The 19,322-nt window shown below is 59.9% G+C and carries 20 protein-coding genes and 1 pseudogene; 11 read left to right on the forward strand and 10 right to left on the reverse strand.

All coding sequences use genetic code 11. From position 1 onward, the window contains the following. The first annotated feature begins 75 nt into the window (after positions 1-75). Entirely contained in the window at positions 76-1,158 is a 1,083-nt protein-coding gene (ugpC, locus tag WI754_RS28515) for a sn-glycerol-3-phosphate ABC transporter ATP-binding protein UgpC (RefSeq protein WP_341487320.1), read from the forward strand. 38 nt (positions 1,159-1,196) lie between these two features. Here the strand turns inward: ugpC and WI754_RS28520 are convergent, their stop codons facing one another. Further along, positions 1,197-2,084 (reverse strand): SMP-30/gluconolactonase/LRE family protein, encoded by an 888-nt coding sequence (locus tag WI754_RS28520; RefSeq protein WP_341487321.1) that lies wholly within the window; start codon positions 2,082-2,084, stop codon positions 1,197-1,199. 167 nt (positions 2,085-2,251) lie between these two features. On the opposite strand from WI754_RS28520, the gene WI754_RS28525 reads away from it, so the two are divergent. After that, positions 2,252-3,208, forward strand: coding sequence for a dihydrodipicolinate synthase family protein (locus tag WI754_RS28525; RefSeq protein ID WP_341487322.1), 957 nt, complete (start codon positions 2,252-2,254; stop codon positions 3,206-3,208). Between the two features lie 10 nt (positions 3,209-3,218). Here WI754_RS28525 and WI754_RS28530 read toward each other — a convergent pair whose 3' ends face one another. Further along, entirely contained in the window at positions 3,219-3,941 is a 723-nt protein-coding gene (locus WI754_RS28530; RefSeq protein ID WP_341487323.1) for a FadR/GntR family transcriptional regulator, read from the reverse strand. Positions 3,942-4,012: 71 nt separating this feature from the next. Here WI754_RS28530 and araD point away from each other — a divergent pair, with 71 nt between their 5' ends. After that, positions 4,013-5,737, forward strand: coding sequence for an L-arabinonate dehydratase (araD, locus tag WI754_RS28535; RefSeq protein WP_341487324.1), 1,725 nt, complete (start codon positions 4,013-4,015; stop codon positions 5,735-5,737). 10 nt (positions 5,738-5,747) lie between these two features. Beyond that, the gene (locus WI754_RS28540) at positions 5,748-6,005 is read left to right on the forward strand and encodes a hypothetical protein (protein ID WP_341487325.1); all 258 of its coding nucleotides are present in this window, start codon (positions 5,748-5,750) and stop codon (positions 6,003-6,005) included. A gap of 321 nt (positions 6,006-6,326) precedes the next feature. Here the strand turns inward: WI754_RS28540 and WI754_RS28545 are convergent, their stop codons facing one another. Genes WI754_RS28545 through WI754_RS28565 form a run of 5 tightly spaced genes read right to left on the reverse strand, consistent with a single transcriptional unit; the run spans position 6,327 to position 12,323 of the window. Next, complete coding sequence (locus tag WI754_RS28545; RefSeq protein ID WP_341487326.1) at positions 6,327-7,844, reverse strand: ABC transporter substrate-binding protein; 1,518 nt, start codon at positions 7,842-7,844, stop codon at positions 6,327-6,329. 20 nt (positions 7,845-7,864) lie between these two features. Continuing rightward, entirely contained in the window at positions 7,865-9,589 is a 1,725-nt protein-coding gene (locus tag WI754_RS28550) for an ABC transporter ATP-binding protein (RefSeq protein WP_341487327.1), read from the reverse strand. Further along, positions 9,586-10,413 carry an ABC transporter permease gene (locus WI754_RS28555; RefSeq protein WP_341488036.1) on the reverse strand — a complete coding sequence of 276 codons (828 nt, stop codon included), beginning with the start codon at positions 10,411-10,413 and terminating at the stop codon, positions 9,586-9,588. Before WI754_RS28555 ends, WI754_RS28550 begins: the two co-directional genes overlap by 4 nt. Positions 10,414-10,436: 23 nt before the next feature. Then, positions 10,437-11,375, reverse strand: coding sequence for an ABC transporter permease (locus WI754_RS28560; RefSeq protein ID WP_341487328.1), 939 nt, complete (start codon positions 11,373-11,375; stop codon positions 10,437-10,439). A 57-nt stretch (positions 11,376-11,432) separates the two neighbouring features. Beyond that, on the reverse strand, positions 11,433-12,323 hold the full coding sequence (locus tag WI754_RS28565; protein WP_341487329.1) for a proline iminopeptidase-family hydrolase: 891 nt from the start codon (positions 12,321-12,323) through the stop codon (positions 11,433-11,435). A gap of 138 nt (positions 12,324-12,461) precedes the next feature. Here WI754_RS28565 and WI754_RS28570 point away from each other — a divergent pair, with 138 nt between their 5' ends. From WI754_RS28570 to WI754_RS28585, 4 genes and pseudogenes are all read left to right on the forward strand, one after another. Beyond that, positions 12,462-13,241, forward strand: coding sequence for a LuxR family transcriptional regulator (locus WI754_RS28570; RefSeq protein ID WP_341487330.1), 780 nt, complete (start codon positions 12,462-12,464; stop codon positions 13,239-13,241). Between the two features lie 54 nt (positions 13,242-13,295). Continuing rightward, entirely contained in the window at positions 13,296-14,216 is a 921-nt protein-coding gene (locus tag WI754_RS28575) for a proline iminopeptidase-family hydrolase (protein WP_341487331.1), read from the forward strand. Positions 14,217-14,347: 131 nt separating this feature from the next. Next, positions 14,348-14,705 (forward strand): annotated as a pseudogene (locus tag WI754_RS28580) (low affinity iron permease family protein). Beyond that, positions 14,705-14,848: a hypothetical protein gene (locus tag WI754_RS28585; protein WP_341488066.1), complete on the forward strand. Its 144-nt coding sequence runs from the start codon at positions 14,705-14,707 to the stop codon at positions 14,846-14,848. The pseudogene WI754_RS28580 and the gene WI754_RS28585 overlap by 1 nt, the downstream one beginning before the upstream one ends. A 178-nt stretch (positions 14,849-15,026) precedes the next feature. Here the strand turns inward: WI754_RS28585 and WI754_RS28590 are convergent, their stop codons facing one another. Further along, entirely contained in the window at positions 15,027-15,212 is a 186-nt protein-coding gene (locus WI754_RS28590; protein WP_341487332.1) for a hypothetical protein, read from the reverse strand. Positions 15,213-16,049: 837 nt separating this feature from the next. Next, complete coding sequence (locus WI754_RS28595; RefSeq protein WP_341487333.1) at positions 16,050-16,481, reverse strand: hypothetical protein; 432 nt, start codon at positions 16,479-16,481, stop codon at positions 16,050-16,052. Positions 16,482-16,634: 153 nt separating this feature from the next. Between WI754_RS28595 and WI754_RS28600 the strand changes: the two genes are divergently transcribed. Further along, complete coding sequence (locus tag WI754_RS28600) at positions 16,635-16,925, forward strand: DUF1330 domain-containing protein (protein WP_341487334.1); 291 nt, start codon at positions 16,635-16,637, stop codon at positions 16,923-16,925. Between the two features lie 168 nt (positions 16,926-17,093). After that, a complete protein-coding gene (locus WI754_RS28605; protein ID WP_341487335.1) occupies positions 17,094-17,192 on the forward strand; it encodes a recombinase family protein in 99 nt (32 codons plus the stop codon). Positions 17,193-17,890: 698 nt separating this feature from the next. Here WI754_RS28605 and WI754_RS28610 read toward each other — a convergent pair. Further along, positions 17,891-18,124, reverse strand: a complete 234-nt coding sequence (locus WI754_RS28610) for a DUF1127 domain-containing protein (protein ID WP_341487336.1) — start codon at positions 18,122-18,124, stop codon at positions 17,891-17,893. 912 nt (positions 18,125-19,036) lie between these two features. Here WI754_RS28610 and WI754_RS28615 point away from each other — a divergent pair. After that, entirely contained in the window at positions 19,037-19,276 is a 240-nt protein-coding gene (locus WI754_RS28615) for a hypothetical protein (protein WP_341487337.1), read from the forward strand. The last annotated feature ends 46 nt before the right edge of the window (positions 19,277-19,322 follow it).

The raw sequence follows: 19,322 nt of genomic DNA on the forward strand, positions 1-19,322 counted from the left end.
GATTGAACCAACTCCGCCCGAGCAATTCGGTGCGGCGTCAAAACACCGGGAACGGTCCAAGGGAGGATGTGGACGATGTCGACGAGTGTAGTCCTGGAGAAGGTTGAAAAGCGTTACGGAACGTTCGGCGTCATCCATGGCATCGACCTCAATATCGAGCCCGGAGAGTTCGTCGTTTTCGTCGGGCCATCCGGATGCGGAAAGTCGACGCTGCTGCGCATGATCGCCGGTCTCGAGGAGATCAGCGGCGGCGCCCTGCTGCTCGACCGCGAGCGCATGAACGAGGTGGCGCCAGCCAAGCGAGGGATTGCCATGGTGTTCCAGTCCTACGCGCTCTATCCGCATATGTCGGTCTACAAGAACCTGGCCTTCGGCCTTGAGACGGCGGGCTACAAGAGAGCCGAGATCGAGCCCCGCGTGCGTCGTGCCGCCGGAATTCTGCAGATCGAGAAGCTGCTTGAGCGCAAGCCGAAGCAGCTTTCGGGCGGCCAGCGTCAGCGCGTCGCCATCGGCCGGGCCATCGTGCGCGAACCGCGCATCTTTCTTTTCGACGAGCCGCTGTCCAACCTCGACGCGGAGTTGCGCGTGCAGATGCGTGTGGAAATCTCCCGCCTTCACCGCAGCCTCGGCAACACGATGATCTACGTGACCCATGACCAGGTCGAAGCCATGACCATGGCCGACAAGATCGTCGTGCTCAACGCCGGTCGCATAGAGCAGGTCGGCCCGCCTCTGGAGCTCTATAACCGCCCGGTCAACCGCTTCGTCGCCGGCTTTATCGGCAGCCCCAAGATGAATTTTCTCGATGCCCGGCTCGAGGCTTCCGATGGCGAAGGCACGATGATGAGCGTTGGCGGCAACGCCGTCCGCTTGCCGCGCCGCCTGAACGCCGGCGCCCCCGGCGACACGGTCACCTTCGGCATCCGGCCCGAGCACCTGGTGGCCGAACGCGAGGCAGGGATCGCGCTCGGCACCGTCAATGTTGATCTCGTCGAAAACCTCGGCGGTGCGACGATGCTCTATACGACGACGCCCGACGGACAGGCGCTGACGGTGGCTCTCGACGGCCAACAGGACGTGCAGCGCGGCGCCAATCTCAAGGTCTATTTCGATCCGGCCCGCTGTCACGTTTTCGCCGCCGACGGCACCGCGATCTAGTTCCAGGACTGTCGGGTGGTTGTCCGTCGGGCAGCCCCTCAGACAAGTGCACTGTCGTCGAAGCGATGAACGGCGGCGCCTGCGACAGGGCTTTGGGCAACGAAAATTCCGCTGGCGAGACTGCCGGCTGGCGCACCGGCAGGCCGCAGCGAGGTCACGATCATTGTCCTCAGCCCCGGACCTGCGAAACACGGCATCGTCGGCGCGCCAACCGGAAATGGATGGCGCTCGACGATCTCGCCGTCCGGTGAGAACCGGTTGAGTACTCCGGCCGAGACACCGGCGCTCCAGTAGAAGCCCTCGCTGTCGATGGCGGCACCATCCGGCCGGCCGGTGGCCTCGTCAGGGGTGGCAATGCGGCGGCGATCGAAGAGGAGGCCTGTCGCCGCGTCGAAACGCCACCGGTCGATCCATTGCGCGCGGGAGTCCGAATGGAAGAGAAGGCTACCCTCGGCAGTCCAGGCAAGCCCGTTGGAACATATGATACCGTCGACCTTGCGCTCCACGGCGCCCGTCGGTGTCACGCGATAGAGGGAGGCAACCGGCCGCCGGTCCGCGACCTCATGCATGGTTCCGACCCAGAAGGCGCCATCGGGACCGACCTTGCCGTCGTTGAGCCGCGTATCGATCCGTTCCGCCTCGATGCTGGCAACGATCCTGCAGGCTTTTCCGGCGTCCGGATCGAACAGGATCACAGTGTCGCGAAGTGCTGCTATCAGCAGGCCGGAGCGGGTAAGGCCGATGCTGCATACCTCGCTGTCGAAGGTCCACAAGATAGGACCGGACCCGTCGAGTCCCACCCGATAGAGAGCCTTTCCTGGAATGTCGACGAAGAAGAGGCAGTTGCGCCGATCGTCGTAGACCGGACTCTCCGCAACGCCGAACTCGTCGTCGAGAAGGCAGGTGAATGTCAATTTATCATACATGATTGATCAAAATCGCCCCAGATATCGTTTGCTCCACTCGATACGGATCACCTGCATCCAGCATATGAAAATAAAAGATATTTGTCTCCACGAAAAACGAAGGTCGGCTACTTGCAACAGATAATCTTGTAAACTAAAATTACAAATAGCTTGCAAGGGAGATTTCCATGAAAACCACGCCCGTCACCCCGGAAGACCTCGCCGCCTCGGTTCTTTCCGTGCCGCCTTTGTCGCGCGATCCGGCTGGGCTGCCGCTCGAAGGCGAAAACCGCAAGCTAGTCGACTGGCTTCATTCTGGCGGCGTCACGACCTACCTTTATGGCGGCAACGCCAATCTCTACAATTTCGGTGTCGCCGGCTTTGACGGCCTGCTCGACATGCTGGAGGCGATTGCGCCCGACGAGAGCTGGATGATCCCGTCGATCGGCGCCGATTTCGGCAAGGCGGCCGACCAGGCGGCCGTGCTTCGCGGGCGCGACTTCCCCACTGCCATGGTCCTGCCGCTCTCATTCCCGGCAACGCCGCAGGGCCTGGCCGCCGGCATCGGCAAGCTCGCCGACATCGCAGGACGGTCGCTGATCCTCTACATCAAGAACGAGGGCTACGTGTCCCCGGCCGACGTCGCCCGCCTGTTCAACGATGGCGCCATTTGCACCTTGAAATATGCGGTGGTTCGTCCAAACCCGACAGATGACTCCTATCTGCAATCGCTCCTCGATACCGTCGGGTCCGGCGCGCGCATCATCAGCGGCATCGGCGAACGTCCGGCAATCGACCATCTCGAGATGGGCCTCGGCGGCTTCACGTCAGGCTCGGTCTGCATCGCGCCGCACCTTTCGATGGCGATTCTGCGCGCCTGCAAGGCTGGCCAGACCGCCGAAGCGCGGCGCATCCGCGAAGCGTTCCTGCCGCTCGAAGATCTGCGCGACGCTCATTCGCCGATCCGCGTACTTCACGAAGCGGTTCGCCTCGCGGGCATCAGCGAAACCGGACCTATCGGCGATTTCCTGTCGAATCTCGACGGAGACGAGCGTCTTGCCGCGATATCGGCCGCGGCTTGCTTCTTGAAGACGGCCAGCGAGGCTTTCGCCGTGCCGGCATCGAAGGCCGCGGCGCGAGGTTAAGATGATCCGGTCAGAAGTCCCGGTGAGACCCAACGATACGGGCGCGCGATTCCGTGAGGTGGTAGCGCATGTAGAGGCGCGCGAGATCGCTATTCTGGCTGGAGATCGCCTGGAGGATCTTGCGGTGCTCCTCGATCACCCGCCGCCGCCGCTCGTCGGAACCTTGCCGCGTCAGGCTGAGCGCCATGCGCATCGAGCCGCTGAGAATGTCACGCAATTCCCGCAGCAGGCGGGGAAAAAGTTCGTTGCCGGCCGCGTCAGCGACAGCGAGGTGGAAGGCGAAGTCCTCCTCCCAGCCGGTATCGCCCTTGCTGAAGGCCGCCTCGAGCGCGCCAAGCGCATCGGCGATCTGGCCGAGCTGCCGCTTGTTGCGGCGCGCAGCGGCAAGCGCGGCGCATTCGGTCTCGAGCGCCAACCGCGGCTCGAAGGCCCTGAGATAGGATGCGATCTCGGCCGAGGCGGCGAAGTCCGTCAAATTCTCGGATGGCCGCGACTTGACGAAGGTGCCGATGCCCTGGCGCGAAACGACGAGGCCATCGGCCTGCAGCCGCATCAGCGCTTCGCGCACGACCGGTCGCGACACCTCGAAGTCGTGGCAGATATGAGCTTCCGACGGGAGCTTGTCACCCTCGCCCAGTCGGCCGCTGGTGATCTGCTCGAGGATCTGTCCGTAGAGCACATCGGCAAGGCGTTCGCGCCGCGCCGGCTTCAGCTTCAAAATCGCTTCGTTCAATCTGCACCCGCCTGTCTATTTTGTGGACAGGCAATTTAGACGAACCATTCGCGCATGCAAAGGAGGCATCCATGGCCGAACGCAAAAAGCCGGAAGATTTACGCAGCTTTCGCTGGTTCGGCGCCCATGATCTGCGCTCTTTCGGCCATCGTTCACGCGCCTATCAGATGGGTTACGAGCAGGCGGAATTCGCCGGAAAACCTGTCATCGCGATTATCAACACCTGGAGCGACATCAACCCCTGCCACACGCATCTGCGCACCCGGGCGGACGAGGTCAAGCGTGGCGTATGGCAGGCCGGCGGCTTCCCGATCGAGCTGCCCGCCATGTCGCTTGCGGAAACCTACGTCAAGCCGACGACCATGCTCTACCGCAATTTTCTGGCCATGGAAGTCGAGGAACTGATCCGGTCGCATCCGGTTGACGGCGTCGTGCTGCTTGCCGGTTGCGACAAGACCACGCCCGCGACGATTATGGGCGCGATCCAGGTCGACTTGCCGACAATCCTCGTTCCGGCTGGGCCAATGCTTCGCGGCAACTACCGCGGCCAGACGCTCGGTTCCGGATCCGACGTGTGGAAATACTGGGCGGAAAAAGAGGCGGGCCGCGTCAGCGAAGTGCAATGGGCAGAGATGGAACGCGGCATCGCCCGCTCCTTCGGCACCTGCATGACCATGGGTACGGCCTCGACCATGACGGCGCTCGCCGACACACTCGGCCTATGCCTGCCGGGCGCCTCCTCGATCCCGGCGCCTGACGCCGGTCATTCGCGCATGGCGGCGCTCTCGGGCCTCAGAATCGTCGATATGGTCTGGGAAGACCTGAAGCCATCCGATCTGCTCACCGAAAATGCCTTCGAAAATGCCCTCGTCGTCCACATGGCCATGGCCGGGTCGACCAATGCCATGATCCATCTGATCGCGATGGCGCGCCGGCGCGGCATCAATCTGACACTCGATGATTTCGACCGCGTGTCGGAACGGGTGCCGGTCCTCTGCAACATTCGTCCGACCGGCACCTTCCTGATGGAGGATTTCTACTATGCCGGTGGTCTGCCGGCCCTGTGGAAGCAGCTCGGGACACTGCTCAACACCGACGAGCGCACAGTATCGGGCACGCTCGGCGAGACGATCGCTCGCGCTGAGGTCCATCTCGCCGACGTCATCCGGCCACTCGATAAACCGGTCGCGGCACGCGGCGGAACGGCGATCCTCAAGGGTAACCTGTCGCCGTCAGGCTGCGTCATGAAACCCGCGGCCGCCGATCCCTCACTCCTGAAGCACCGAGGCCCTGCGCTTGTCTTCGACGACTATGATTCGATGACGAAGGCGGTCAACGACGAGGACCTCGATGTCACCCGCGACACGGTGCTGGTCCTGCGCAATGCCGGACCGGCAGGCGGCCCCGGCATGCCGGAATGGGGCATGCTGCCGATTCCGCGCAAGCTGCTGAAGCAGGGTGTGCGCGATATGGTACGCATCTCCGATGCCCGCATGAGCGGCACCAGCTACGGCGCGTGCATCCTGCACATCGCACCTGAAGCCTATGTCGGCGGGCCCTTGGCCGCCGTCCGGAATGGCGACATCATCGCGGTTGACGTCGCATCCCGGAGCCTGACGCTGGAGGTGCCCGACGAGGAGATCGCCCGCCGCCTTGCCGCCTGGACGCCGCCTGTGCGGGACTACAGCCGCGGCTACCTTAAAATGCACGCTGAAAACATCCAGCAGGCGCCCGACGGCTGCGACTTCACCTTTCTCCAGTCCGCATACAAACTGCCGGAACCGGAGATCCACTGAAGATGGCCGCATGAATTCTACGCGAGCCCGCTTCTCTGCCGCGCGGCGGTGGTCGTGCAATGGGATGGCGCTACCCAGTGCATCGCAGCGCCATCGTGATCAAGGAAATCGTGCTGCGGGCACGTTCCGCTTCGATGCCGAGTTCGAATGGGCTGCCAAGCTGATCGCCGAACGCCGCATCAACGTTCGCCCGATCCTGACCGCCCAGATACCGATGGAGCGGCCGTCGAGGCCTTCAACCTCGCAAGTGACCGCACGAAATCGATGAAGGTCCACGTGGTTTTCTGTCCCCCGACCCACAGCCGGCCCCCTACCCGGGGTGAATTAGCGGTGTCTTGCTCGCGTTGAAAGGAATCGAACTGCAGACCATGTCATTTGCCGTCAGTTGGTTCACCAAGAAGTTACTCCACGTCCGCGGCGGCATTCTGTCAATATACCGGAGACACCCTGCGCGTTCCGATAGCACCGGCCTCATTAATTCAGCCATCAAGCAGAGGTGCATCGCAGTTCATAGCACAAATCGGTCCTTCCCGGGGCAAGCCATCCACCCAACGCAGCGGACAGCTTGTTCCGAAGAAGTCCGTGCAACTCAGTTCTTGACGGTGTCTTCGAGGAAGAACCTGCCGAGCGGGTTCTGGTCGAAGTTCTCGATGTTCTTGCGCGAAACGTTGATGTAGGGGCTGTAGTAGAGATCGATCCAGTGGACGTCGTCCTTGGCCATCTTCTGGATATCGACATACATCGCCTCACGCTTGACCGGATCGAGTTCGAGGCGGGCGGCGGCCACCAGATCCTTGACCTTGTCGTTCTTGTAGCGCGTCATGTAGTTCAGGTTGGTGTCGTGACCGAGAACGAAGGTGGTCTTCTGGTCCGCGTCGAGAATGTCGTTGGTCCAGTACATAACCGAGATATCGTAATCGCCGGCCACCAGCATGTCCCAGCTCTGGCTCGGATCGACCTTCTGCAGGTTGACGGTGACACCAGCCTTCTGAAGCTGCTGCTGCAGGAGAACGGCGATCTGCTCGTCGACCTCGTTGCCGGCATTGACGATGTAGTTCAGCGACAAATCCGACGCTCCGGCCTCCGCCAGCATCGCCTTGGCCTTTTCCGGGTCATACGGGTACTGATGGTTGGCATCGTAGTGATAGAGCGAGCCCTTCGGGATATAGGAATTGGCGACTTCGCCAAGCCCGAAGGTCACGGTATCGACGATCGCCTTCTTGTCGATCGCCATGTCGAGCGCCTGGCGGACTTCCTTTTTTGCCAGCGCGCCATGCTCATGGTTGATCAGCAGATGATCTTCGCGGGTCGAGGTATCGATGTGGACCTCAAGGTTCGGATCCTTCTTCAGCTCCTCCACGCGCGAAAATGGTACAAAAATCGCTGTATCGAGCTCGCCAGCCTGAACGTTCAGCATGCGGGTGTTGTCGTCCGGCACAGAGATCCACTCGACACCGTCGAGCTTCACCCGATCGGCCTGCCAGAAATTCGGGTTCCTTTCGAGGATGACGCGGTCACCGCGACGCCATTCCTTGACGGTGAAGGCGCCGGACGATGCGGTCGGCTTTTCGGCGAAAGCTTCCTCGCCTTCGGCTTCCAGTGCCTTCTTCGACAGCACCGAAACGTTCGGCAGCGCCAATGTCGACAGGAACGGGGCGGATGGCGTCCTCAGCTTGACGACCAGCGTGCGGTCGTCGGCGGCTTCCGCCGTTTCGACGATCTTGTAGCTGTCGCTCCACAGCGAGCCTTCATTGTCGCGAATGCGCAGCAGGCTGAAGGCGGCGTCTCCGGCGGTGATCGGCGAACCGTCGGAGAATTTCGCGTCGCGGATCTTGAACGTATAGGTCAGGCCGTCATCGGACACCGTCCAGCTTTCGGCCAAGCCGGGCTCCAGCTTGGTACCGGTCTTGTCGACGCGGATCAGCACGTCGAAGACGTTGGAGAAAACCCAGTTATCGACGTTCTGCGCCGACTTGATCGGGTCGAACGTGGTCGAGTCCTCGCGGCGTCCGATGGTGAGTACCCCCGCGGCTTCGGCGATGCTTGCTCCGAATGTGACCACGGCAAGCACCGTGGCTATGCTTAAAGTCTTCCATTTGCTTTTCATGGTCACTGTTCCCTTTGTTGTTATTGCATGCTGATGAGTGATCGGCGTCGAAGGACCGGCGGCGCCTTCGGCTCGCTCCGCGGCGGCAAATCTCCTTGCGGCAATGGTTTGTCCGGGTCGATGTCGGGAATGGCGCTGATCAGCGCCGCCGTATAGGCGTGGCGCGGGCTGGCAAACACAGCGTCGCAGCGGCCTTCCTCGACGATTTCGCCGCGATACATAACGACGACCCGGTCGCAGAGATTGCGGACGATGGCGAGATCATGGGCGATGAAGAGCAGCGCCAGGTTCATCCGCGCCTTGAGATCGCGAAACAGCTCGATGATCTGCGCCTGGATGGTGACATCGAGGGCAGCCACGCATTCGTCGGCGATGATCAGCTTCGGATCAACGGCGAGCGCCCGCGCAATGCCGGCACGCTGGCACTGCCCGCCGCTCATGCTGCGTGGACGGCGGGTCGCGAATGCGCGGTCCAGTTCAACGAGATCGAGCAATTCGCCGATCCTATCCGGAATGCCCAGCGGCGGCGTGTTGCCCTGCACCGTCAGAACTTCGGCGAGCATGTCGCCGATGGTCAGGCGCGGGTTGAGGGCGTTGTAGGGATCCTGGAACACCATGGCCGCCTCGGTCCGCAGCTTTGCCAGTGTCTGACGTCTCTGTTGGGCAAGATCGGATCCCTCAAAGCTAATGTGGCCAGACGTTAGCGGCGTGAGCCCGAGAATGGCGCGGGCCAACGTACTCTTGCCGGAACCACTTTCGCCAACGATGCCGACAGTCTCGCCCGGCATGATCCGCAAGCTGACACCATTGACGGCGGCGATGTGTATTTTGCCTTTCTTGAAAAGACCCAGACCGGGCGTCGGAAAACGCACCACCAGATCGTCGATTTCCAGTAGGGGTCGTGCGGACATTTGCGGTGCGGCCTGCGTGACCGCCATCAAGCCGCCCTCCTCCGGCATCGACGGATGGCTTTTCAACAGGCTGACCGTATAGGCATGCTGCGGCTCGGCAAGAACGCGGCGTTTGGGACCGTGTTCCAGAAGCTTGCCGTTGCGCAGCACGGCGATGCTGTCGCAGGTCTGGGCGACGATGCCGAGGTCATGGGTGATCAGGATGATCGACAGACCGCGTTTGTCGCGCAAGTCCATCAGCAGACGCAGGATCTGCGCCTGGATGGTGACGTCGAGCGCCGTGGTCGGCTCGTCGGCTATCAGGATTTTCGGATTGCAGGACAGAGCCACCGCGATCATGGCACGCTGGCGCATGCCGCCGGAGAACTCGTGCGGATAACTGTCATATTGGCTCTCGGGATGAGGAAATCCGACCTGGCCGAGGATATCGACCGCAACAAGCCGTGCCTGATCGCGGCCAAAGCCCTGATGATAGCGGATACCTTCGGCGATCTGGTCGCCAATACGCATGACAGGATCGAGATGGCTGGTCGGGTTCTGGAAGATCATGCCGATCTCCACCCCGCGCACTGTACGCATCACATCTTCATCGAGCGCCGTCAGTTCCCTGCCCCCGAGCAGAATGGAGCCGCCGGTGATTGCGATCGCGGGGGACGGCAGAAGCTTGACGAGCGCGCGGCAGATCATGCTCTTGCCGGAGCCGCTTTCGCCGACCAATCCGAGGATTTCGCCCCTGGCGAGGTCGAACGAGACTGCATCGATGAGCGTGCGGGTTTCGCCGTCGATCGAAACTGTTATCGTCAGATCGCCGATGGAAAGAACCGGGCCGGTCATTCGTTCACTCCTAGCCATTCGCCGAGACCATCGCCCAGCAGGCTAAAGCCGAAGGCCAGTACGACGATGGACAGGCCGGGAAACAGCGTGATCCACCAGGCCGTGGTGATGAAGCTCTGGCCCTCGGCAACCATGACACCCCATTCGGCGACCGGCGGCTGAACGCCGAGGCCGAGATAGCTGATCGCCGCGCCATTGAGCAGCACCAGCACTGCATCAGACATGGAAAAGACAATGGAGCCGGCAACCGCATTCGGCAGGAGGTGGCGGAACATGATGCGAGCGCGGCTGAAACCAAGGCTGACGGCGGCCACCGCATAATCGCTGCTTTTCAACACCAGCATCTGCGCTCGGATCAACCGCGCATAGGAGACCCAGCCGACCAGGGCCATGGCGATATAGAAACTCGACAGTCCCGGGCCGAGGATGGCGATGATCGACAGCATCAGCACGAGAAAGGGAAAGGCGAGGACTATGTCGACCAGCCGCATGAAGACCGTATCGACGATGCCGCCGAAGAAGCCCGCGACCGTGCCGATGAAGGTACCGATGAGAAACGGAAAGATGACGCCGATGACGGCGATCTGCAGGTCGATGCGGGTGCCCCAGATGACGCGCGAGAGAATATCCCGGCCAAAATTGTCAGTGCCAAAGGGATGGGCAAGCGAGGGCATGGCGAGACGGACGGCAGCATCCTGATAGATCGGGTCATAGGGTGCGACCAACGGCGCGGCGAGAGCGACAGCCAGGAATAGTCCGAGGATTCCAGCGCCGATCGTCCATGTCATATGCCGGCCGAGAAAACGGCTCCAGGGCACGTTCATGCGGGTGGCCGTAGCAGCTGAGGTCATAGCCGGACCCTCGGATCGAGACTGACCGTGACGATGTCGGCGAGGAAATTGACCAGCACCGTGGCGCAGGCAAAGACCATGGCGACACCCTGCACCACCATGTAGTCGCGCGAGAAAATGGCCCGCACCAGCAGCTGCCCCATGCCCGGAATGGCAAAGACCGTTTCGACGACGACGGTGCCGCCGATCAGCCAGCCGATATTGACGGCGAGCAGATTGACTGTCGGCACCAGCGAATTTGGCAGGACATGCCGCCGGAAGACGATGTTTTCCGGCATGCCACGCGCTCTTGCCGCTGTCGCAAGATCGGATTTCAACGCGACGATCATCGCCGCCCTCAGGCTTCGCGTCAGCACCGCCGAGAGCGACAGCGCGATGGTCAGGCTTGGCAGGACGAGATGCGCCAGCTTGTCGCCGATCGTTTCGCCATAGCCGGACACCGGAAAGATGCCGAGCCGGACCGAAAACAGGATGATTAGCATCAGCGCCAGCCAGAAGGGCGGAAAACCGATGCCAAGTGTCGAGACGATCCGCACCGCATGGTCCGCAAGATGGCCGCTGTTGCGCGCGGCGATCGCCGACATCGGCACCGCGATCAAGATAGACAGGAGAACGCTCGTGAGGACCAGGGTCAGTGTCGGCTCGATGCGGGTGGCGATCAGCTTCAACACGTCGATCTTGTACAGGATCGACTTGCCCATCTCGCCCTTGCCGAGATTTTCGAGAAAATAGAAATATTGCAGCCACAGCGGCTCGTCGAGGCCGTATTGCGCCCGGATGCGGGCAATTGCCGTCGGTGTAGAGCGGGCGCCCAGCAGTACGCGGGCCGGATCGCCGGGAATGAGCCGTACCAGAATGAAGGTGATGATGCTGATCCCGAAAAGCACCGGCAGGAACTGCAGTGGCCGGAACAGAACGAACCTATAGCGGTGCATGCGCGTGCACCCCTTTCTGCCACCGGATCTCAGCCGCCATCGACTTTTGTGTCGTCATCACGCCGTCCCGCGTCGTGACAGGAAATCAAGCACGGCCGGATAATACGACTGCGGATTCTCGTAGAACGGCATGTGGCTCGCGTTGGCAAACACCTTTAACTCCGCATCCGGTAGACCGAGCTTCATGCGAAGCGCGCAGGCCGGCGTCAGTTCGTCGTGTTCGCCGCAGGTGATCAGAACCGGGACCGTAATTTTCGGCAGGTCCGCGACGCGATTCCAGTCCTTCAGGTTGCCGGTGTAGAGAAACTCGTTCGGACCCTGCATGGTACCGTAAGGACCCATGTTCCAGTCGTCCAGCGACCGCTTGACCGGGGCCGGCCAGACAGAGAGGCGGCAGACGTGCCGGTAGTTGAGGATGGTGATCGCCGCCAGATATTCCGGATGATCGATCGTCCCCTGCGCCTCGTGCTTCTGCATCATGGCAACCGTTTCGGAACCCAGGGCCGCGCGCAGGCGTTCAAGTTCCTGAACCAGATGCGGCATGTCGGCGACCGTATCTTCGAGGATCAGCGTTTTCAGGTTTTCCGGATAGGTCAGCGCATAGTCGATGGCAAGCCAGCCACCCCAGGAATGGCCGAGCATATGCACCTTGCCGAGGTTCAGTGCCTTGCGCACCGTCTCGGTCTCCTCGACATAACGGCCGATCGTCCAGAGGCCGGCATCCGCCGGACGGTCCGACGCGCCGGTGCCGAGTTGATCGAAGGCGACGATGCGGTACCCCTCGTCGATGAGGCAGGAATGCGCCTCGCGCAGGTAGTCGCATGGCAGCCCCGGTCCGCCGTTCAGGCAGTACACCACCTCGTCGCCGGTTCCGAAGGAATATGCGACGACCTTGAAGCCATCAACCTCGACCTCATAGCGCTCGTTAGGCTCGATCTCCCGCCACATCCCAGTCTCCGAAAAAATCGCTTGCCCATCTTTTGAGCATGGCTAATTTTTAGCGGAATATCGGTTCTGCGCCAGCTATAAGAAGTGATAGGATCGCTCCCGACAGGTTCAATCGCATATATGACTTGGAGTTCAGCTATGCTTGACGACATCGGTGAGATCAGACAGCGTTTCTCGGCGGAGGCGACGCTTGAAGGCCGCATCGATCAGGTGTTTGAAGCGATGAAACGGCTGGGTTTCGACGCACTGATCTACGACTATACGCCGGTGCCTTATGATCTTGCCGGTGACCTGATGATCCCGTCGCTGTTGAAGCTTCGCAACATTTCCAACGACATGCACGAATACTGGTGCGAACGCGGCTATTTCCGCATCGACCCCGTCCAGCAACTTGCGTTGCGCACGACGACACCCTTCTTCTGGAACTACGACAGGAATGCCGGCACGCTGATCAATCGTTTCATGAACGAGGAGACGGCGCCGGTGGCGCATTATCTGCGCGAACGCGACATGTCCTGCGGCGTGACGGTACCAGTGCACATGCCGCGCGGCGACTATGCCACCGTGACGGGCCTACGTATCGGCGACAAGCGCGATTTCGAACGGGATGCCGGCCATGCGCTTGCCGATTTTGGCCTGCTCGCCCATGTTTTCCATGAAACCGCCTATCCGGTTTTTGACCGGGACGCGCGCGCATCGACGACGATGCGGCTGACCGAACGCGAGCGGGAATGCCTGCGCTACTCCGCCGAAGGCCTCTCCGCCAAAGAGATTTCGCGGATCATCGATCGTTCGGTACCAACCGTCGTCATGCACCTCAATGCGGCGGCGAAGAAACTCGGCGCCAAGAACCGGACCCAGGCCGTGGTGCGCGCCACCCACTATCGCCTGCTCGACGACACACCCTATTACTTATGATAGCTGCCGATCCTGACGCACCCGCATTATGGTTTCCCCATCTTGAGCGAACGGATGGAGAAGAACGTGGCGACGGTGGTTGTTGAGGAAGATTTCATGCCATTTCGCGAATTCCGGACATGGTATCGCGTCAGCGGATCGCTCGATTCTCCCCTGCTGCCGCTGGTGGTCGCCCATGGTGGCCCCGGCTGCACACACGACTATGTCGATTCCTTCAAGGATATCGCAGCCCTCGATGGCCGCGCCGTCATCCATTACGACCAACTCGGCAATGGCAACTCCACGCGGCTTCCGGAGAAAGGCCCGGACTTCTGGACGGTGTCGCTGTTTCTGGAGGAACTCGACGCGCTTTTGAGCCACCTCGGCATTGCCAGCCGCTATGCCTTCCTCGGCCAGTCCTGGGGCGGCATGCTCGGCGCTGAACACGCCGTGCGCCAGCCGGAAGGGCTGAAGGCACTGGTGATCGCCAATTCGCCGGCCAATATGCACACCTGGGTGGCCGAGGCCAACCGCCTGCGCCGCGACCTGCCGCAGGCCGCGCAGGATACGCTGCTGAAGCACGAGGAAGCCGGTACCCTGACCGACCCGGACTATATCGCCGCCTCGCGGGTGTTCTACGACCGCCATGTCTGCCGTGTCGTGCCCTGGCCGCCCGAAGTGGCCCGCACCTTTGCGATTATGGATGTGGACAACACCGTCTACCGCAACATGAACGGCCCGACCGAATTCCATGTCATCGGCACGATGAAGGACTGGACCATCGAGGATCGCCTGTCACAGATCTCCGCTCCGACCCTGTTGATCTCCGGGCGTCATGACGAGGCAACCCCGGAGGTCGTTCGCCCATACGTGGAAAATGTTCCCGATTGCCGCTGGGTGGTGTTCGAAGACTCCAGCCATATGCCGCATGTCGAGGAGAAAGCCCTTTGCCTTGCGACTGTCTCGGACTTCCTCAAGCTGCATGACGAAAGTTGAATAAGTTGATAATTTCGTTTCCGGCGTACGTACAACTATCAATCAGCTCCGCGCGCGGCGACCCACGCATTGCGTCCGAACCAGATCTGCATTGGCGCGTTAATTAGGGCACCGATTTGCGGAGAACTAAAGTGAATCGCTTTCTTTTTCGAATGGCTGATTTTCTTTCTCGCCCTCCCGGCTTTTATTTCGTTATCGTGGCGATGGTTGGCAGCACCGCCCTGGTGCCTTTTGGCTTCACAAACGTCATCACCTATGCTCTGTCGGTCGCGGCAATCGTGATCACCAGCGCCGTTTTGGTCCAAGGCTATCGCGACACCGCGGCAATCCACGCCAAGCTCGACGAAATCATCGTGCCAAATGCGTGAGACCCGGAATGAAGTGGTCGGCCTCGAGCACGAACAGCCCGAGCATATCGCGGCGGCAGTCGAGCGGCTCGCACAGGAAGCTGACAAGCAAGACCCAGCCAATCGGGAGACCCCTTTATAGTGGAATTGCATATACTCGACGGCAGTATCTCTTCGGTGCGCCAGCCTATCCGCGCGGGTACCGACGTGAAGGTGCTCGGCTTCCACAAGGCGAGCGCCGATACCGCAGACAAGTTCGCGCTCCACGACAAGGACGCGCGGTAGGCAGCCAGCCCCTCGTTGGGTTGACCAACCTTCTATTGTCCGGTGACCCGGCAACAGCGCATGGTCCTCGTGGATCAAGCGAGCGTTCCGTTAATAGTGTCAGGTTTTTCAAGAACTGTGACCGCAGTTCTCATGATCGGGAAGGTCCGCCGGCCACGACCCGAACCCATCGGAAGCCTTAGGCCGCAACGGCGACGCGTTGTGTCACATGGGCTCTAACGGCTTCGCGCGCTTCGGAAGCCGACGAAAAGCTCCTGCCATCAAGCTCCATGACATCGTATTTCACTGCCATGAAGGCAAGGCATCCGTCACGCGGTATAAGAACACCAACCGGGACACCCTGGTATTCGACAACCTGCTTCATCACTGAATTCTCCGTTCAGGGCGCAATACTGATTGGCACGGATACGAGCGGACGCGGTTTGCGTCACATTCGATCTCGACAACCATGCACCTTCTGGATGGAAATGAGAGACAAGGTTCTTGTGAAAATATTCAAGATACTCTCCTCCTCATCCCGGGTCTGACCTATCGGCTAACAGGGTTTGAAAGTACATTACATGTCGGGTTTGTCAATTCGATATCAGAAGATAGTAGAATGAAATTTCAATAGTATGACATTTGGTGAGTTTTCTAGGAACTGCGTTCCTTAATGCCCTTTTGCAACGCAACATAATTCCGTGCGGCGCAATAGACCCTGCAGATGGATCAGTCTGCTGTCTGCAGTCAACGAAGCCGCAATTGGCGATCATGTGCGCCGCTTCAGGATGAGCAACGTCCTATAAGCGGAGTGGCTAATCTCGTTGCATTCGCGCTGCCGATGGTCACACATCAGGGGCCCGATGAAAGAGCGGTTGCACCCGCACGGGCGACCCGCAGCGGAGCGCCGAGACCGGGACAATTTTGTTGCGCGAGAAGATCCCAAAGGGACCGGGGAAAACCGTTCCGGACAAAGGTTGCGGCCGATCCGGACGGCCCTAATGAATCCTACGCCGGGTGCTGCAGAGAGATGGTCGCGTGAAATCAGCCACTTTAATGCGGACTGGGAATGAATTTGTTCCCAAAGGTAACGTCGGGGACATTTCTGCCGCCGAACTGTGATTCCAAAGGTCCTGTCGCAAACCGATTAAGCATCTCCGGGCCGAACGAGCCCGATTTCGTACGGCCAGGAGAGTTCTTGAAGATGGCGAGGCTTTAAGATTCAGGCGAATATTCCGCGCAAGCGGCCCCAAATGCCTTGCCCCCGGTCAATATGCTTCGCCCGGATATAGCGCCCGACCTTTGCAGCGCTTACTATCGCACCAAAATGACAGGAGCAGACAATTCTGTGCAACTGCCTGTCGGACAGCTCGAAAAACCGCTTCGCCTCCCCGTAAGTGTCGTTCTCCAGCCCAGCTGCCCGAAGGAGCGGGTCACTTAAGGCAACGGAGATCGCCGAATTGTTGCAACGGATAGCCGCTCGCACCGTCGCTGGCTGATATTCGGTCTCTTGCAATGTCGAAAGTACCCGGGAGGGATCCCCTTCGAGAAGCTCCACCCATCGTTGGAGACGTTTGTCCCGCGGCATGAGCTGAGGGTAATCCTGGCCGATCCTGGCGAGGGTCTGCAGTTGATCGAGTCCATGGTGCTTCATATCGTCCTCCCGACGAGTGATGCTGACCTCCATGCCGATCAAAGGCAGGTTGTATTCTGATCGGCGGTTATAATTTTAGAGCTATGGCAAATACCTGCAATATCAAGAGCTATCGTCATGCTGGCTGAGGACAATTTGTGCTAAACTCGCCGGATGAGCGCCTACTACATCTTTCAAGAGAATTTGCACGACCCGGCAAAATTCGAAGCCTATCGAAAGGTGGTCATGTCGACGCTGGCGCCGTTCGAGGGAAGGATCATCGCCCGAGGCGGCGAACTCACCGTGGTCGAAGGCGAGTGGCCATTCGATCGGACAGTGATCCTGGAATTCCCCTCCCGGACTGCCGCTGAGGCCTGGTACAACTCTCCCGCATATCAGGTGATCCTACCACTCCGTCTGCAAAGTATGATGTGTAATGCGATCTTGATTGACGGAGTGGGATAAAGCCCTGAAATGGATAAAAATGCCGCCGATGCCGGACCAGCGCATCCGCTACGTCGATGCGCTAGCCATCGAGGCTACATAATCCACCAGCGGTCACCGTGCGCGGTGCAGTGCTGATTGACAGGCTCGCACACGCGTCAAGCCACCCCAATGTGAATGATGTTGCCCATGACTCGTGTCGGCTATGCCCGCGTCAGCACGACTGATCAGGATCTCGATATCCAGATCGCCCGGCTCAATGCTGCCGGTTGCGACATCGTCCGATAGGTGACTGGATCAGGCGGCGCTGAAGTTTCGTTAATCTTGATGCGATTGAAGCCAGGACAAAAGCCATTAAGGAAGGCCTGAAATCTAAGGCCACGCAACTCAAGGAAGCTGTCGACGAGAAGGTGGAGAAGCTTGGCGACAAGTCTCCGACCAAACGCCGCAACTTTCTGGAGATCTTCGACACGACGGTGCCTGACCCAGTGGAAGTTGGCATGACAGCCGAATGACTATGAGGCGAGCGAGGCATTTAAATGGATCGCCTTGGTTAGGCCGAACGCTCGTTAACGTGCCCAAAGCAGCTCGCGGATCGTCCTGAAATATTCACCTCTGCGGTTCATTTCAGCCTGCAACGCTGCTATAGGTTGAAGGGAGTGGCGACCCGAAGCGGCCGTTTGATATGGTCTTCGTGTGGCTCAGCACCAAAGGTTGATCCCGATGAGATCCGGGACAACGATCTGGAGTTACTGCAGAAACAGAAAAAACAGCGGGGTTACGATCAGTGCCGGTCGCGGGTTCTTCTCCGCGTCGAACTTCGTTTGAGAATCAGCAGGTTGCGCTTCGCCAGCGAGGGGCCAACCTTCGGTGCTGATTCACACCACATCTGCCTTGGTGCACTTTTTTACATGCTGGTTCGAAAACGCACGGCTCAATACGTCACAGCTTCCCCATAGCGGTCGCCGCCCAGCGGCGACCGGATTTTAAAGCCGGATATCCCAAAGGGAAAGTCTGGCTTCCAGGAGCACGTCCTCAATCTCCGGAAGGCCAATATCGCGACGCATGCGATTTGACAGGTGCGAGACCTGGTTCGTTTGACGACGCCTCAGGGCGGCCCGAAGCAACGCAACCACGGTCTTCCAGACGCCGAATTTCAGGTACAGCTCATCCACAGCTGCCGTCAGGGTATCAACAACTAAAAATTGGGTTTCGCTCATGATTTTCTATCCCGGCGCTATCACGCAACCAGGTCCTCTCGAAGGTCAAAAAAGACGTGCGAATGCAGATGCTGAAACGAGAACAGTCGTTTCGTCAGCCGGTCACGTCAGGTCAGTTGGGGAAATGCCAAGTGGCAAACGGGCTTAAAAGCCTCGGGAGCAAGATCGGCTTGGGGTAGATGCGCGACGCATCGAAACCATGAGAGCCGGTCCGTCAGAGAGGCGCACAAACACTCGAATAGATATCATCTCATGCCCTCCTCTGCTTTAAATTGCGAGCAAGACCAAGATACATGAGGTTGCTTGATCGGCAAGTACAGAATTTCTGCTTGTAGAAACCTCACAGGATCCGTTGCAGCAATGCAACACTAACCCCGATGATGCTCGCTCCCCCTTAAGCCGCCACTCTGTTTCAGCGCGCTGCGCCGTAGCTCGGCTTGTTGCCGTCGGCTGTCGAACACTTGAGCTTGTTCGGCTCACTCCGTTGCTTGTTGCATAGCGCTCTGGCCAAATGTGGCGGACACATCGCTGACGCTCGGCGATGTCGGTGGCCGCGGTGATCCTTGTTGTCGAAACCATCGTGACCGGCGGGCATGTGATCCTTGCCGGCCGAGCCGCAAACTCTTGCGCACCCCTCCGCTGGCGTCATCCATGTCACAGCCGCCTCGAGGCTTCCGTGGTGCCCTGATCCTGGCTCTGCATCCCATGCGAAATTCGTGAACAGAAAACCAGCGTTCCCAGGGGGGAACGCTGGTTCTGATGCCGACGCATTGAAGAACAAAGCGTCGATTGGTGAGGCTTTGTTGGGGGAAGAAAGGCCTCAACCTTCCTAAAAGACACCGAGACCAATTTGGTTCCACCATGTCCTAGCCGGCATCGTTGTACCGGGCATTGAAAATCCGGGAGGAAATCATGAAGAAACTGATCAGACCTCCCGTATCCCTGTTCTTGTCGCTCGGCGGGGTGGCGACCACGCAGACAGCGACGGTCGTCGTTCCGGCGAGGTCAGGACCTATGCAGTTCAGGAGGACGGAAGATGACAGTGGCTCGGCATGCAAACTGCCGGGAGCTTTCGACATCGACTGGCGGCGCCATGCCGGAGCCGGTACGATCTTCCTCAATCTCATCCACGACGTCGACAACTGCGCGTGACCGATGGATATGCGCGGCGACACAATCGCCAAGGACGGCACGAGAT

Origin of the sequence: Pararhizobium sp. A13, from assembly GCF_040126305.1 — a bacterium.
Lineage (GTDB): Bacteria > Pseudomonadota > Alphaproteobacteria > Rhizobiales > Rhizobiaceae > Pararhizobium.

Excerpts from the sequence above, each read along its gene's own strand:
- ugpC (WP_341487320.1), top strand. The coding sequence starts at position 76 with ATGTCGACGAGTGTAGTCCTGGAGAAGGTTGAAAAGCGTTACGGAACG.
- WI754_RS28520 (WP_341487321.1), bottom strand. The coding sequence starts at position 2,084 with ATGTATGATAAATTGACATTCACCTGCCTTCTCGACGACGAGTTCGGC.
- WI754_RS28525 (WP_341487322.1), top strand. The coding sequence starts at position 2,252 with ATGAAAACCACGCCCGTCACCCCGGAAGACCTCGCCGCCTCGGTTCTT.
- araD (WP_341487324.1), top strand. The coding sequence starts at position 4,013 with ATGGCCGAACGCAAAAAGCCGGAAGATTTACGCAGCTTTCGCTGGTTC.
- WI754_RS28540 (WP_341487325.1), top strand. The coding sequence starts at position 5,748 with ATGAATTCTACGCGAGCCCGCTTCTCTGCCGCGCGGCGGTGGTCGTGC.
- WI754_RS28545 (WP_341487326.1), bottom strand. The coding sequence starts at position 7,844 with ATGAAAAGCAAATGGAAGACTTTAAGCATAGCCACGGTGCTTGCCGTG.
- WI754_RS28550 (WP_341487327.1), bottom strand. The coding sequence starts at position 9,589 with ATGACCGGCCCGGTTCTTTCCATCGGCGATCTGACGATAACAGTTTCG.
- WI754_RS28555 (WP_341488036.1), bottom strand. The coding sequence starts at position 10,413 with ATGAACGTGCCCTGGAGCCGTTTTCTCGGCCGGCATATGACATGGACG.
- WI754_RS28560 (WP_341487328.1), bottom strand. The coding sequence starts at position 11,375 with ATGCACCGCTATAGGTTCGTTCTGTTCCGGCCACTGCAGTTCCTGCCG.
- WI754_RS28565 (WP_341487329.1), bottom strand. The coding sequence starts at position 12,323 with ATGTGGCGGGAGATCGAGCCTAACGAGCGCTATGAGGTCGAGGTTGAT.
- WI754_RS28570 (WP_341487330.1), top strand. The coding sequence starts at position 12,462 with ATGCTTGACGACATCGGTGAGATCAGACAGCGTTTCTCGGCGGAGGCG.
- WI754_RS28575 (WP_341487331.1), top strand. The coding sequence starts at position 13,296 with ATGGAGAAGAACGTGGCGACGGTGGTTGTTGAGGAAGATTTCATGCCA.
- WI754_RS28590 (WP_341487332.1), bottom strand. The coding sequence starts at position 15,212 with ATGAAGCAGGTTGTCGAATACCAGGGTGTCCCGGTTGGTGTTCTTATA.
- WI754_RS28595 (WP_341487333.1), bottom strand. The coding sequence starts at position 16,481 with ATGAAGCACCATGGACTCGATCAACTGCAGACCCTCGCCAGGATCGGC.
- WI754_RS28600 (WP_341487334.1), top strand. The coding sequence starts at position 16,635 with ATGAGCGCCTACTACATCTTTCAAGAGAATTTGCACGACCCGGCAAAA.
- WI754_RS28605 (WP_341487335.1), top strand. The coding sequence starts at position 17,094 with ATGACTCGTGTCGGCTATGCCCGCGTCAGCACGACTGATCAGGATCTC.
- WI754_RS28610 (WP_341487336.1), bottom strand. The coding sequence starts at position 18,124 with ATGAGCGAAACCCAATTTTTAGTTGTTGATACCCTGACGGCAGCTGTG.
- WI754_RS28615 (WP_341487337.1), top strand. The coding sequence starts at position 19,037 with ATGAAGAAACTGATCAGACCTCCCGTATCCCTGTTCTTGTCGCTCGGC.